The organism is Dyadobacter sp. BE31 (assembly GCF_031457695.1).
Classification (GTDB): Bacteria; Bacteroidota; Bacteroidia; order Cytophagales; family Spirosomataceae; genus Dyadobacter.
The window spans coordinates 1831527-1844943 of record NZ_JAVDXA010000001.1 but is presented as its reverse complement, the minus strand read 5'-3'; the positions used below and the strand labels follow the sequence as shown (position 1 = coordinate 1844943).

Here is a 13417-nt window from a genome sequence, read left to right as displayed (position 1 = left end):
ATCGGGAAAAGCTAACCGAAAGGTCTTATCTTTGCAAACTATTAACATATTTTAAGCCCATGCCACGTCTTCTGGCGATTGATTACGGTGCCAAACGCAGCGGAATAGCGGTAACCGATCCGTTGAAAATTATCGCAACCGCGCTCGATACGGTCCCTACACATCAGCTCACCGATTTTCTCAAAAAATATACATCGGGGGAGCAGGTAGAGGCTTTTGTGGTAGGTATGCCAAAGAAACTCGATAATACCCACAGCGAGAATGCCGCAAGGGTGACTGCTTTTGTAAAGACATTACAAAAAACATTTCCCGAAATCCCGGTGCATTTGCACGACGAGCGCTTTACGTCCTCCATGGCGTTGCAATCGATGATCGCTTCCGGGTCGAAGAAAAGCGACAGACGCGATAAAGGCAATATCGATAAAGTAAGCGCGACGATCATTCTCCAGTCGTTCATGGAAAGCCGGAGGTAGAATTTGTAAGTAGTACATATTATATAGGTAGCAAAAGTTTTAATAAGCATGATTTATCCAATAGTTGCATACGGTGACCCGATCCTGAGAAAGCCAACCCGTTTTATCGAAAAAGATGAAGTGGATTTGAAGAAGCTTTCGGAGGATATGTTTGAAACCATGCACGGCGCGAACGGCGTGGGCCTGGCTGCCCCGCAGATTGGTCTGAATATCCGGATTTTCGTTGTGGACGGTACGCCGTTTGCCGAAAGAGATGAAGAGGACGAAGATGACGAGCCGGATTTGTCGTTGGCCGATTTCAAGAAAGCTTTTATTAATCCCGAAATCCTGGAAGAAACCGGCGAGGAATGGGCATTCGAAGAAGGCTGCCTGAGCATTCCGGGCATCCGCGGCGACGTGTATCGTCCTGAGACACTCCGCATCCGCTACCGCGACCTCGATTGGAACGAGCACGAAGAGACCTACTCCGGTATGGCTGCCCGCATTATCCAGCACGAGTACGACCACCTGCTTGGAAAACTATTCGTGGATTACCTGCCGACGCTCAAAAAGCAGTTCATCAAAAAGAAACTGACCGATATTTCCAAGGGAAACGTGGACGCCGATTACCGCATGCGTTTTCCAAGCCGCAGATAGGCTTTTAACCCACATAATATTCGGTCATGCAGGAAAATAAGGAAATACTTTCCATCGCATTGGTCCAGGCCGATCTGCATTGGGAAAATGTGACGGCCAACCTTGCCTCCTTTGAAGAAAAGCTGGCTGCATTGCCGGAGCCGGTCGATGTGATCGTGCTTCCGGAAATGTTCAACACCGGTTTCACGATGAACACCGCGCTCGCCGAGCCGATGAATTTGACCACCACCCGCTGGATGAAGCAGATTGCCAAACAGCACAATGCATTGGTGGTGGGGAGTTTCGCAGTAAATGAAGGAGGAAGTTTTTTTAACCGCCTCCTTTGCGTACGCCCGGACGGTACTTATGCGCAAAGCGATAAGCGACATCTTTTCACAATGGGAGAGGAGAGTAAGCATTATACCGCGGGCAATGCGCGGCTCACACTGGAATGGAGAGGCTGGAAGTTGTGCCCGCTCGTGTGCTATGACCTGCGGTTCCCGGTTTGGAGCCGTAACCTGCAAAGCGATCCTTACGACATCCTATTATATGTAGCCAACTGGCCCACGCGCCGTGCGCATGCGTGGAGCACACTCTTGCAGGCGCGGGCGATCGAAAACCAATGTTATGTGGTAGGCGTCAATCGAATCGGTGCTGACGGGAACGGGCTGGAATACCGGGGAGATTCCGCGGCGCTCGATTACCTGGGCGAACCGACGGCTCTCCTGGGAAGCCAGGAGACCGAAAAAATCGTCCATATTTCGAGGGCCGAACTGGCCGCTTACCGAAAGAGTTTCCCCGCATTGCCGGATGCCGACGATTTTGAAATCCATTGTTGACGTATAGGACATTGTGTCCTATACTTACTCAATCACTTTCGGCACCATTATATAGGTACTATTTTTCGACGGGGCATTGAAGAGCGCTTCCTCGCGCGTGAGCGTATTTGCGCCTTTATCCTCGCGCCAGTTATTTTCTTCGTCGAGCACGTGCGTCAAAGGCTCCACTCCCTGCGTATTGATTTCGTTGAGCTGGTCCATCCAGGTAAGAACCGAATCCATACTTTGTAGGAGAGCCGCTTCTTCTCCGGGTCTGATCTCCAATCGTGCGAGGTGCGCGATCTTTTTGAGCGACTCCTGATCGATCTTCATGTATTTTAAGAATTTGTTAAGTTAACGGACACACTATCTGCCGAAAGCCAAAATTACCGGATTTTTGTCATTCCGCTAGTGGTAAGCTCCGGGAAATTGAGCGACGAGCGGTTGCAAGGGCGAAAAAAATCGGGGCGCGGGCCGGATTGATTTAGTCAAACTTTAGGGCGCGGCGGAAAATCCCGGTCGCCGAAATTTAAAATTGTTGTTAAGACACATAGTAGGAGAAAAATAATATTTGCTTTTCTAAGGTAATCTTGAAATATTTTGAAACGCAAATCTCCTCACTAAAAAACATGTTGTTACATATGAACGCAAAGAGTGCAATTATATAGAGGTTTGGGGGTAGTCGTTATATCCCTATAAGTCAGTATTAAAACTAGAAATTTTACTAAAAATAGAAGGGAGGGCATTCTTTAAATTATGCAATTCGGAGCCGTTTCGGAGAAAAATCTGAGAAAAAATCTGCCGAAACGCTTGCTTTTTTTTAAAAGGAAAACTCATACTTTTGTAGATGTCGTTTATCCGAAAAGCATTCAAAATTTTATTTTACGAAAACCAGTTTAAACCAAAAGTTTTATTTAATTCACAACCAAAATCTCAATTTAACCTTTAAAAGTAAGTCTGATGGAAAAGAAAGCTACAAGTCCGGCACCAGCTCCAAAGCCTGCTGCGGCAGCAACTAAAGGCAAAGGCGGTTTGAACCCGGCATTGGTAATCCCTCTCCTTTTTGCGATTGCATTGTGTGTTTACATTTTCGTTCTGGGTGCTCCGGAACACTTCAAAGATGGTGATCACGAAAAAGGGCCTATCGATGGTGATTACTACGGAATCGTTTACAAGGGAGGTCCTATCGTACCTATCTTGATGACGTGTTTCCTTGTTGTATTGACCTTTACAATCGAGCGTTTGATCACTTTGAGCAAAGCTAGCGGAACTGGCAGCATCGATTCGTTCGTGCGTAAAGTGAGAAGCCTGCTTGACAAAAACCAAATCGAAGAGGCTATCAAAGAATGCGACAAACAAAAAGGATCTGTTGGTAACGTAATCAAAGCAGGTCTTTTGAAATACAAGCAATTGACTACTGAAACTGCGCTCGACAAAGAGCAAAAACTGGCAGCTCTTCAGAAAGAGATCGAAGAAGCTACTACACTTGAACTTCCAATGCTTCAGAAAAACCTTACCATTATCGCTACACTGGCGGGTGCTTCTACCCTCTTGGCGCTTTTGGGAACGGTAATCGGTATGATCAAGGCGTTCGCGGCTCTTGGTACATCAGGTTCTCCTGACTCCGCTGCTCTTGCAACTGGTATCTCTGAGGCCCTTATCAATACCGCTCTTGGTATCGGTACTTCGGCTATCGCAACAATCTCTTACGCTTACCTGAACAGCCGTGTTGACGATCTTACTTACAGCATCGACGAAATTGGCATGAGCCTTCAGTCGAACTTTGCTGCACATTATTAATAGTTCTCTGAACTATTTTATAGTGAAGTTTCGTTAATATAAAAAAAACTTATATATTTGTATGGGAAAGGTAAGGCCTAAGAAACATGCGCCGCATACTGATATGACGGCCATGACGGATGTTGCCTTCTTGCTCTTGACGTTCTTCATTATGACGGCGACTTTTAAGTCGAACGATGCAGAGATTACAACGCCTACATCGATTTCGCAGATCAAAGTGCCAGATGATAAGATCATGGTCATTAGCATTGACAAAACAGGGAAAGTGTTCTTTGGTGTTGATGCCCAGCCTACTCGCGCTGCGATGCTGGACAACATTGGTCAGGCCAAAGGCATTACATTCACTGATGCTGAACGAGCTAAGTTTGCACTGCAGTCAAGCTTCGGTTTGCCTCTGAATCAGTTGAAGCCCTGGTTGAACATGCCGAAAGAGCAAATGAGCCAGGTGAAGCAGCCAGGGATCCCGGTTGACTCCACAGGCGCCAGCGAATTGGCAGACTGGGTTTATGCTGCGCGTAAAGCAGATAGCGGTCTACGTATTGCATTGAAGGGCGACAATCTGTCGAAATTCCCTGCGTTCAAAGACGTATTGGCTAACCTGCAATCGCAGAATATTAACAAGTTCAACCTGATCACAGGTAGCGAACAAGCACCGGCCGGTTATACAAACGAATAATGTTATCATTTAATAATTAGAAGAAATGGCAGCAATTGAAGAATCCGGTGGTGGTGGGCACGGTAAAGGTGGTGGTAAGGTTCGCGGTAAAAAAATGTCTACCCGTGTGGACATGACCCCGATGGTGGACCTAGGATTTTTGCTTATTACCTTTTTCATGCTTGCGACAACAATGTCTAAACCGACATCTATGTCGCTCGCTGTGCCTGACAAAACCGAAGATCAGGAAAAGCCGACAGAACCTTTGAAAGCGTCGAAAGTACTTACCCTGTTCATGGGAGCGAACGACGACGTTTATTATCTGGATGGTATCGCTGCAGATGACGATAAAGCACCTACTGAATTGAAGACTACCCGCTACGGGTTTGATCTCAGAAGCGTGATCTTCGCGTCTCAGAAGCGTATCAACGCGGCCAATCCAAAGGATAAAGACGGTAATGACGCGTTTGTGGTAGTAATTAAGCCAACGGACGTATCTACTTATAAAAACATGGTAGATGTTCTGGACGAAATGGCGATTACAAAAACCAAGCGCTATGCACTTGTGGACGCTTTGACCGATGCGGAAAAGAAAGTCCTGGGTGACAAAATCAAACCAAAAAACTAGTTTTAAACAAAATTAATCACAGCGCCATGGCAGAGATTAGCCCGAATGCAACACTGGATGATATAGTGTTTGCGGATCGTAATAAGGCGTACGGAGCTTTTGAACTTCGTCAGGGGTATCGTAAAGATGTGACGAAGGCCACTATAATCGGAGCTGCTCTTTTTGTTCTTGCCATGTTTACACCGTCAATTATCAATACGTTGACGGCTGGTAAGGAAGAAGAAGCGCCGATGGTTGAAGTGGACTTGATGAAGATCCCACCGCCGCCAATTGACCCGGCAGAACCACCACCGCCACCGCCGCCACCAGTGGAAGCGCCAAAGGTGAACACGGTGAAATTCTTGCCTCCTGAGGTTAAGAAGGACGAAGAGGTTCCCGAAGAGGTACCACCACCAACAGTTGAAGAAATTAAAGAAGCTGTTGTTGCGGATAAAACCGTAGAAGGTGATCCTAACGCGAATGAAATCATTGTTGCACCCGAAGCTGTTGCGGCGCCTAGCAAAGGAACAGTAGTAGAAGCAGCCCCTGAGCCTGAAAAGGTATTTACAGTGGTTGAGCAACAACCGGAATTCCCGGGAGGTACTGCAGAAATGTACAAGTACCTTGGAAAGAATATCAAGTACCCAAGTGCGGCATCCCGTGCTAACGTTTCCGGAAGGGTTTTCATGTCCTTCGTTGTTAACACTGACGGAAGTATCCAGGATGTTCAGGTTTTGAAAGGATTGGGTTTTGGTTGCGATGAAGAGGCGATCCGCGTAGTGAAAGCTATGCCGAAATGGAAGCCAGGAAAGCAGTCAGGACGTGCAGTTCGTGTAAAATATAACCTGCCTATCAACTTCCAATTGGAGTAAGGCATGAGGGAGAAACCATTGCACGAAAAGCTCGGTGATCTGGCCTCTTCGGTAATGGCTCTGGCATACGTAGGAGGAGGGGTCTTTTTGATCCTCTCCTCCTTCTCGTTTAGACTGCTGCCGATCGGCAGCGTATGGCGGTATGCTTTTGCTGGCACGCTTATTTTATACGGAGCCTACCGGGGTTACAGAGTGTTTAGAAATAACCAGGACGACGAGTCATGAAAAAGAGATTGGCTGGACTGCTGCTGTTGGTGACGCTCGGTATTGCAGGATTACTCAGATGTACCTCGTCCAATAGCGACCTGGACAACCCACGGCAAGGCACGATCACGATTGCGGCAGATGAATCCTTCAAACCGCTGATCAATTCGTTGACGAGTGCCTATGAGGGAATCTATCCCGACGCGCATTTCAAACTGGATTATAAGCCGGAGCAGGAAGCGATCCGACAGCTATTGAATGATAGCGCAAGGATTATCTTTGCAACACGGCAGTTGAACGACAAGGAGCTTGAAATTATCCGGAAGCAAAAAGGCAGCCAGAAATTTCAGCACATTGCAACTGACGGACTGGCTCTGGTGATTGGAAAGAGCAATCCGGATAGCCTTATCACGATTCCGGAGTTGAAAGCGATCATGGAGGGCAAACTGACCGACTGGTCGCAGATCAAAGGTGGGCAAGAGGGATTGATTACGCTGGTATTCGATAATGCGAATGCAAGCAATCTGAATTTTGTCCTCAATAAGTTTGGCATTAAAGATATCCAGAAGCTGAGGATTATTTCGGCAGGATCAAACGAGAATGTAATCAAGGACGTCAGAGAGAACCCGACACACCTCGGTTTTATAGGGGTGAACTGGATCAGCGACGGAAATTCACTGGCTTCGGAAGAGTTGTCGAAGGGGATTAGGGTAATGGGAGTTGCGAAAGATGCCCAGCCCGACTCACTTTCGGACTACATCCAGCCATTTCAGGCAGGATTGGAGTTTAAACGTTACCCGCTGCACAGGGATTTATATATTATCAGCAGGGAAGGATACTCAGGACTCGGAGGTGGGTTGATGACCTACATTGCCCGGGATGTCGGAGGGTTGATTATCCAGAAAATGGGTCTGCTACCGACCGTAGTTTATCCCCGCGAACTGGAAGTTAAGAAAGAGTTATAGTGAATGTAAACAATTAGTAGATTTGGGGCTTGTTATTGAAAAACCAAGTTTTTTATCATTATTTTAACCGGGTAAAAAATGAACAGAAACATGAGATTGAAATTAGTAGCATTGGTATTTGGTTTATTAGCGTTTGTTAACTTACACGCACAGACGGTACAGGATGGCTTAGCATTAATTCGTGGAGAACGTTATAACGAGGCGGGCGATATGTTGAAAAAGCTTGCCGAAGGAAGCCCTTCTGCTGATAACCAATATTACCTTGGTTATTACTATATCAAAACCAACCAACTGGACGAGGCGCAGAAAGCGTTTGACAAAGGTGTTACGCTGGACGACAAATCTTATCTGAACAGGGTAGGACAAGGAACGGTAGCGCTTGCGAAAGGCGACCGTGCAAAGGCGAAAGAACTCTTCGACGAAGCTGAAAAGAAGAAAAAGAAAGACGCAGAGGTTCTTTTCAGAATAGGCGAAGCATACACATTATTTGAAAAAAACAACGATCCGGCAGAAGCGATCCGTCTTTTGGACCTTGCTATTGCCCGTGACAAAAACCTGGCTGACGCTTACATCGCAAAAGGTGACGCGTTGATGTTGCGCAACGAGGGTGGTAATGCAGTAACAGCTTACGAATATGCTTTAACGGCAAAACCAAACTATGCAGCTGCACACAATGCGATTGGTTCTGTTTACCTGCGTGGTAAGAACTATAACCTCGCTTTGGAAAACTACAAAAAGGCGATCGAAGCGGACGCTAACTTTGCACCTGCTTATAAAGACCTCGCCGAGCTTTACTTCTTTGCTCAGAAATACAAGCAAGCTGCTGAAAACTTCGACCTGTATTTGCAGAAAAGCGGTAGCACAGACCCAGAAATGCAACTTCGTGGTGCTCAATTCGCATTTACTGCGGATGACTACACCAAATCACTTCAGTTCCTGGAACAAGCAAAAGGAAAGATCAACAACCCGATCATCAAGCGTATGTACGGATGGGCTTATTTCAAAACAAATAAGCCTGACGAAGCAATCCAGAACCTGGACGAATTCATCAAAGGGTCCCCTGATAAAGTAATCGGTGATGATTACAAATACCTTGGCCGTGCGCTTAATGCTAAATCAACAGATGGCAAAGGCTACGACTCATTGGGTATGGAGTATATGAAGAAAGGTGCTGAAATGGATACCAGCAAAGCGGATGCTGCTGCTGCTTACAAAGAAGTAGCTGGTTTGTACTATGCTGCGAAGGATTATCCTAAGGCTGCTGCTGCTTATGCAAAAGGTAATAGCTTGGATACTGCGAAAACAACTGCTAACGACTATTACTACGAAGGTCTTGCAAACTTCCAGACTGCTCAGGGTATCATTGTTCCCAAAGCCAGCGATGCCAACTTTGCTGATAGCGCGAAAATCGCTACCGACAAGCGTAACCAGTACCTCAAAGCAGATTCGATTTTCGCGATAGTAACCAAGAAATTGCCGGATTGGCCATACGGATACTACTGGCGTGCTAGTACGCTCTACAATGCGTACGACAGACAGGAAAACGTCGACAAAGGTATTTCACAGCCATATTACCTGAAATTGACGGAATTGGCTGAGAAAGATCCGGATCCAAGCAAATACAAATCTTATCTGAAACTGGCTTACGGCTACCTCGCATTCCACGCGCAGTCGACATTGAAAGACGAAGCGAAAGCGAAGGAGTACTGGGAGAAACTGCTTAAAGTAGACCCGGACAACGCCGCTGCAAAAGAGGCACTGGGACTTGCGGTTGCACAACCTGCGCAACCAGCTGCCGGAACAGCTGCGAAACCTGCTCCAAAGAAGAAATAAGTCCGAAATAGGCTATAAGCAAGAAAGCCGCCCGAATCCGGGCGGCTTTCTTGCTTTATAAGCTCTCGATTATCAAATGGTAGTTATTGTTGCTAATTCGAAGAGGAAAGTCGTTCAAAACAATTGTTCAGCACTGGCATATGGACGGTCGCGTAATGGTCGTAGCACCATTGTCTAAGTCTTTTAATCTCAGCGGGCATTAACATGCGGATCGCTTTTCGGAGTTCTTTTTCAAATAATTTGCGGTCGAAGCTGACTTTTTGGAGAATAATTTTAATGTATTCAAGCATCGAGGCCATAGTATTATGTAGTTTTGTGGTTTAGGGACAACGATAAAACAAAGAGAAACCCTTAAAACGCTTCGTTTTCAGCAATTCCAATAAAGATAACGAAAAACTGAAATGAAATTATATGCGTTATTAAATATTTTTTTGTGTTTTTTTAGTATGACCCTGGCGCAGACACCCGAAAATGCCGCCACAATCGAGTACGGATCCAAGAATCTGACAATGGATCAGCCGTTTCTGATATCGGTTGTATTGCGGGATGTGGAGACAAGGCCGTCCGTTATTTTTCCGGAAATCAAGGACCTGGAAAAGCGGAGCAAGTCGGCGACGAGTTCGATTAGTACCGTGGATGGTAGAAAGGTAGTTATCCAAACCATCACCCAGGAATATTATGCGACGAAGGCTGGAAATTACCTCATTCCTGAATTTACGCTAACAGTCAATAATGCAAAGTTACGCTCTGAGGAGACGATGGTCGTATTTGCGAAATCGGGCGAAGAGGGAGGAATTGCGGCAGCAGCTGAAAACGTTGATGTAGGCGAGGTCGATGACAATAGCCAGTCGGTGTTTTTATCGGTCCAGACAGATAAAAAGCAGGTTTACATTCGACAGGGCTTTGCGGTGAGGATATCCTTGTATATCGCCGAAAATGCCCCGGTTGAGATGGAATTTTATCGGTTCAACGAGCAGTTGCAGGCTATTTTAAAGACTTTGAGGCCCGTGAATTGCTGGGAGGAGAACGTGGGGGTCGAGGAAATCATTAAGCGAAAGGTGACGATCCGGGGTAGAAAATTCGCCGAATACAACATGTATCAGGCCCGTTTCTTCCCGATCACGACAGAAGATATCAAGTTACCAGCGGTGAAGCTGGATATGCTCGTAACGGAAAGTGGAAGGGTGGTGAATGTGGAGAAAAAGCTGGTGAAAGGCTTTTATTCGAGGCCGGTGACTGTGGTTGTGCGGCAACTTCCGGATCATCCGCTGCGCGATCAGCTGGCTGTCGGGCAATATAGCTTAAAGGAAAGATTGTCGAGTGACCTCGTGTATCCGGGCGAAAGCGTAAGGTATATGTTCAAGGTGGAGGGTGTGGGCAACATTACCGCGATTCCCGCGCCGGTAATCCAGGCGAGTTCGCCATTTGACATCTACCCTCCGGAGGTTAGCCAGATAACGAAGCGCAGCTATCAGAGTGTAGTAGGCGAAAAGACATTCAACTATTTTGTCGTTCCGCGAAAAGATGGTGAATTCCCGTTGGGGCGGTATTTTTATTGGATCTATTTCAATGTCGAAAAGGAGAAATATGATACGCTGCGATCGGCGGCCTCGCTGGAAGTGAGGGGAGAAGATTACAAATTGGCTAACTTGTCGCTTTCCGGCTCGTCGGGGTTGTACGACAACCTGGAAAACCTCGATAGCGGCAGGGAGACGATCGATTATAAAAAGATTTTGAAAGATTTAACCAACATCGTCATTGTGTTGTTGTTGGTAACAATGATTTGGGTATTTAGAAAGTAAGTTAATGGGCAGTACATACGGCAAGATATTTAAAATAGCCACTTTCGGCGAATCGCACGGGGTAGGGATCGGAGTAGTGATCGAAGGATGCCCGGCCGGCGTGACATTTGATTCTGATTTCATACAAAGCGAGCTGACCCGCAGAAAGCCGGGGCAGTCGAGGATTACGACGCAGCGCAAAGAAGCGGACGAATTCGAAGTATTGTCAGGTGTATTTGAGGGAAAAACGACCGGTACGCCCATCGCTATGGTGATCCGGAACGAAGACCAGCGAAGCAAGGATTACTCGCATATAGCGGCACAATTCAGGCCTTCCCATGCGGATTATACTTACCAGGTCAAATACGGCAATCGCGATTATCGCGGTGGTGGGCGCAGTTCCGCGCGCGAGACAGCCGCACGCGTAGCCGCGGGCGCACTTGCGAAGCTGATGTTGGCTGAACTGGGTGTGAGCATCCAGGCTTACGTATCGCAAGTGGGTGCCATGAAACTGGAAAAAAGTTACCAGGAACTGGATCTTTCAGAAACAGAAAACAATGCTGTTCGTTGCCCTGATCCTGAAATGGCCCAGCAGATGTTCGATTATATCGACAGCATTCGCAAGCAAGGTGATTCCATCGGCGGAGTTGTTAACTGCGTTGTTAAAGGCACACCGGCCGGTTGGGGAGAACCTGTTTTTGATAAACTCCACGCCGAGCTTGGCAAGGCAATGCTCAGCATTAATGCTGTAAAAGGCTTTGAATATGGTAGCGGTTTTGATGGCGTGTTGCTTCCCGGTTCGCAGCATAATGACGCATTCTATACCGACGAAAACGGCAATGTACACACCCGTACCAACCATTCTGGCGGTATCCAGGGTGGCATTTCAAATGGCGAGGATATTTACTTCCGCACGGCTTTCAAGCCGGTGGCTACGATCATGCAGGATCAGGAAAGCGTGGATCAGTTCGGGAATGTGGCGATTGTGCAGGGAAAAGGACGTCATGACCCATGTGTAGTGCCGCGCGCTGTTCCAATCGTGGAAGCAATGACAGCATTGGTATTGGCGGATTTTTATCTGCGGAACCGGTCAGCGAAGCTATAATCAGGCTTTGTGGCGTTTGCGGCGCTGGTTGAGGTATAATACCAGCCAGATTGTTCCGACGAATTCAATCGCAAGCCCGCTCAGAATGACCGGATCGCTGAATTGCGTTTTGGAAGAGTTTAAAAACGAACCGGTTGCCAGCACGATCATACCGGCAAGAAGGATAAGTACAGCGTTTCTCAGGCTAAGCTTCACCGACTACATATTTCGTTCCACAATAAGTATCGTCAAGAATTCTCTTACCGAATATAGGCATTCGCTCCGAGAAATACTATTATAACGCAAAATGGCCCTCGGCGGGCCATTTTGCGTTATAATCTTAAATTAGATCACCTGAGTTTTACCAGGGATCGCCACTGGGTAAAGTCCGTCCGGACCTGGCAGGATTTTTGGAGATGCATCCCACGCAAGTTTGTCAGGGAACAGGTTGATATCCGAGTTCAACGCTTCTTCCCATTTGATTTGCTTGCCAGAATATGTTGCCATACGGCCCATAATCGCTGTCATGGTACTTTTCGCGCCATTTTCAGCGTCAGCGAACTTGTACTCACCTTTCGCGATGGCGGCAAACAGTTCGTCGTGCTCTACCTGATATGGGTTTCTGTAATTCGAGTTATCGTGGTGATAAATCACGCCCCCTTTGTAGTCTTTTAGGATCGTTTTCTTATCATCGAAGCTGTCGATACGGCCTTTGGTACCTACGAAAGCCTCGTCAACACGGTTCCAGGTTCCTTCGAACTGGCGGCATTGGCTTGAAATCACCGTTCCATCCGCGTACACGAGGTCGAGCGTATGGTGGTCATATATCTCGCCATAAGCCTTGCCTGTGCGCACCTGGCGGCCGCCTGAGCCCTGGATGGTTACGGGATAACCTTGTTTCACCCAGTTCGCCACGTCGATATTGTGAACGTGCTGCTCTGAAATGTGGTCACCGCAAAGCCAGTTGAAATAATACCAGTTTCTCATTTGGTACTCCATTTCAGTCTGATTTGGCTGGCGCTCCTTCATCCAGGGGCTGCTGCCTACCCAGTAAACCTGACCACCTACGATATCACCGAGCGCGCCATCGTGAATGCGTTTGATAGCCTCACGGTAGTTTGCCTGATAGTGGCGTTGCAGACCTACTACCACGTTCAGTTTTTTCTTTTTAGCTTCTTCTGCCAGTTCAAGCACTTTACGGATACCTGGTGCGTCGGTTGCAACCGGTTTTTCCATGAAAATGTGCTTGTTGTTCTTCACTGCTTCCTCGAAATGCGAAGGACGGAAGCCCGGAGGCGTTGCGAGGATCACGACATCCACATCTTTCAATGCGATGGCCTTTTTAAATGCATCGAATCCTACAAATTTCCGGTCTTCGGGTACATCCACTTTCACTTTGGTGTCAACCGGCTTTCCTGAGGCATCTTTGTACTTTTTAGCAGTCAGGTTTTTGTAAGCATCGTCGAGACGGTCCTTGAAAGCATCGGCCATGGCCACGATCTGCACGTTTTGCGTGGTGCTCAATGCCTGCGCAGCAGCACCTGTACCACGACCTCCGCAACCGATAAGTGCCACTTTGATCGTATCACCTACCGCGCTGTTATAGCCGTAACCTGCGAGCGGGCTCAGGATGGCACCGCCGGCGATGAGGCCCGATGCTTTCAAAAAATTACGTCTGTTCTGTTCCATTTCGAATTTAAGAGTTTAAAT

At 47.2% G+C, this 13417-nt stretch carries 16 protein-coding genes; 12 read left to right on the top strand and 4 right to left on the bottom strand.

Annotation, left to right across the window (positions count from 1 at the left end; all coding sequences use genetic code 11):
• Window positions 1-59: 59 nt before the first annotated feature.
• From ruvX to J2Y43_RS07760, 3 genes are read left to right on the top strand one after another with little or no spacing between them, the layout of a single operon-like run.
• A complete protein-coding gene (ruvX, locus tag J2Y43_RS07770; RefSeq protein WP_309980479.1) occupies window positions 60-473 on the top strand; it encodes a Holliday junction resolvase RuvX in 414 nt (137 codons plus the stop codon).
• A gap of 48 nt (window positions 474-521) precedes the next feature.
• The gene (gene def, locus J2Y43_RS07765) at window positions 522-1109 is read left to right on the top strand and encodes a peptide deformylase (RefSeq protein WP_223401476.1); all 588 of its coding nucleotides are present in this window, start codon (window positions 522-524) and stop codon (window positions 1107-1109) included.
• A gap of 26 nt (window positions 1110-1135) precedes the next feature.
• A complete protein-coding gene (locus J2Y43_RS07760; protein WP_309980483.1) occupies window positions 1136-1927 on the top strand; it encodes an amidohydrolase in 792 nt (263 codons plus the stop codon).
• 24 nt (window positions 1928-1951) lie between these two features.
• Here the strand turns inward: J2Y43_RS07760 and gatC are convergent, their stop codons facing one another.
• Window positions 1952-2239 (bottom strand): Asp-tRNA(Asn)/Glu-tRNA(Gln) amidotransferase subunit GatC, encoded by a 288-nt coding sequence (gatC, locus tag J2Y43_RS07755; RefSeq protein WP_090156047.1) that lies wholly within the window; start codon window positions 2237-2239, stop codon window positions 1952-1954.
• 627 nt (window positions 2240-2866) lie between these two features.
• On the opposite strand from gatC, the gene J2Y43_RS07750 reads away from it, so the two are divergent.
• The 7 genes from J2Y43_RS07750 (at window position 2867) to J2Y43_RS07720 (ending at window position 8842) form a co-directional block, all read left to right on the top strand.
• Window positions 2867-3706: a MotA/TolQ/ExbB proton channel family protein gene (locus tag J2Y43_RS07750; protein ID WP_106594043.1), complete on the top strand. Its 840-nt coding sequence runs from the start codon at window positions 2867-2869 to the stop codon at window positions 3704-3706.
• A 61-nt stretch (window positions 3707-3767) separates the two neighbouring features.
• Window positions 3768-4382 (top strand): biopolymer transporter ExbD, encoded by a 615-nt coding sequence (locus J2Y43_RS07745; protein ID WP_106594044.1) that lies wholly within the window; start codon window positions 3768-3770, stop codon window positions 4380-4382.
• A gap of 25 nt (window positions 4383-4407) precedes the next feature.
• On the top strand, window positions 4408-4989 hold the full coding sequence (locus J2Y43_RS07740) for a biopolymer transporter ExbD (protein ID WP_291205002.1): 582 nt from the start codon (window positions 4408-4410) through the stop codon (window positions 4987-4989).
• Window positions 4990-5015: 26 nt separating this feature from the next.
• Window positions 5016-5840, top strand: coding sequence for an energy transducer TonB (locus J2Y43_RS07735; RefSeq protein ID WP_291205006.1), 825 nt, complete (start codon window positions 5016-5018; stop codon window positions 5838-5840).
• Between the two features lie 3 nt (window positions 5841-5843).
• Window positions 5844-6065: a hypothetical protein gene (locus tag J2Y43_RS07730; RefSeq protein WP_106594047.1), complete on the top strand. Its 222-nt coding sequence runs from the start codon at window positions 5844-5846 to the stop codon at window positions 6063-6065.
• Window positions 6062-7009, top strand: a complete 948-nt coding sequence (locus J2Y43_RS07725; RefSeq protein ID WP_309980490.1) for a substrate-binding domain-containing protein — start codon at window positions 6062-6064, stop codon at window positions 7007-7009. Before J2Y43_RS07730 ends, J2Y43_RS07725 begins: the two co-directional genes overlap by 4 nt.
• Window positions 7010-7099: 90 nt before the next feature.
• Window positions 7100-8842: a tetratricopeptide repeat protein gene (locus J2Y43_RS07720; protein ID WP_309980492.1), complete on the top strand. Its 1743-nt coding sequence runs from the start codon at window positions 7100-7102 to the stop codon at window positions 8840-8842.
• Between the two features lie 92 nt (window positions 8843-8934).
• Here the strand turns inward: J2Y43_RS07720 and J2Y43_RS07715 are convergent, their stop codons facing one another.
• Window positions 8935-9141, bottom strand: coding sequence for a hypothetical protein (locus J2Y43_RS07715; RefSeq protein WP_309980494.1), 207 nt, complete (start codon window positions 9139-9141; stop codon window positions 8935-8937).
• Window positions 9142-9288: 147 nt separating this feature from the next.
• Between J2Y43_RS07715 and J2Y43_RS07710 the strand changes: the two genes are divergently transcribed.
• Together J2Y43_RS07710 and aroC are read left to right on the top strand one after the other, a co-directional pair.
• Window positions 9289-10644 (top strand): BatD family protein, encoded by a 1356-nt coding sequence (locus tag J2Y43_RS07710; protein WP_309980497.1) that lies wholly within the window; start codon window positions 9289-9291, stop codon window positions 10642-10644.
• Window positions 10645-10648: 4 nt separating this feature from the next.
• The gene (gene aroC / locus J2Y43_RS07705) at window positions 10649-11728 is read left to right on the top strand and encodes a chorismate synthase (protein ID WP_309980499.1); all 1080 of its coding nucleotides are present in this window, start codon (window positions 10649-10651) and stop codon (window positions 11726-11728) included.
• On the opposite strand, the gene J2Y43_RS07700 is transcribed toward aroC, so the two are convergent.
• Window positions 11729-11878 (bottom strand): hypothetical protein, encoded by a 150-nt coding sequence (locus J2Y43_RS07700; RefSeq protein WP_223401483.1) that lies wholly within the window; start codon window positions 11876-11878, stop codon window positions 11729-11731.
• 174 nt (window positions 11879-12052) lie between these two features.
• Window positions 12053-13396, bottom strand: coding sequence for a Gfo/Idh/MocA family protein (locus tag J2Y43_RS07695; protein ID WP_106594053.1), 1344 nt, complete (start codon window positions 13394-13396; stop codon window positions 12053-12055).
• Between the last annotated feature and the right edge of the window lie 21 nt (window positions 13397-13417).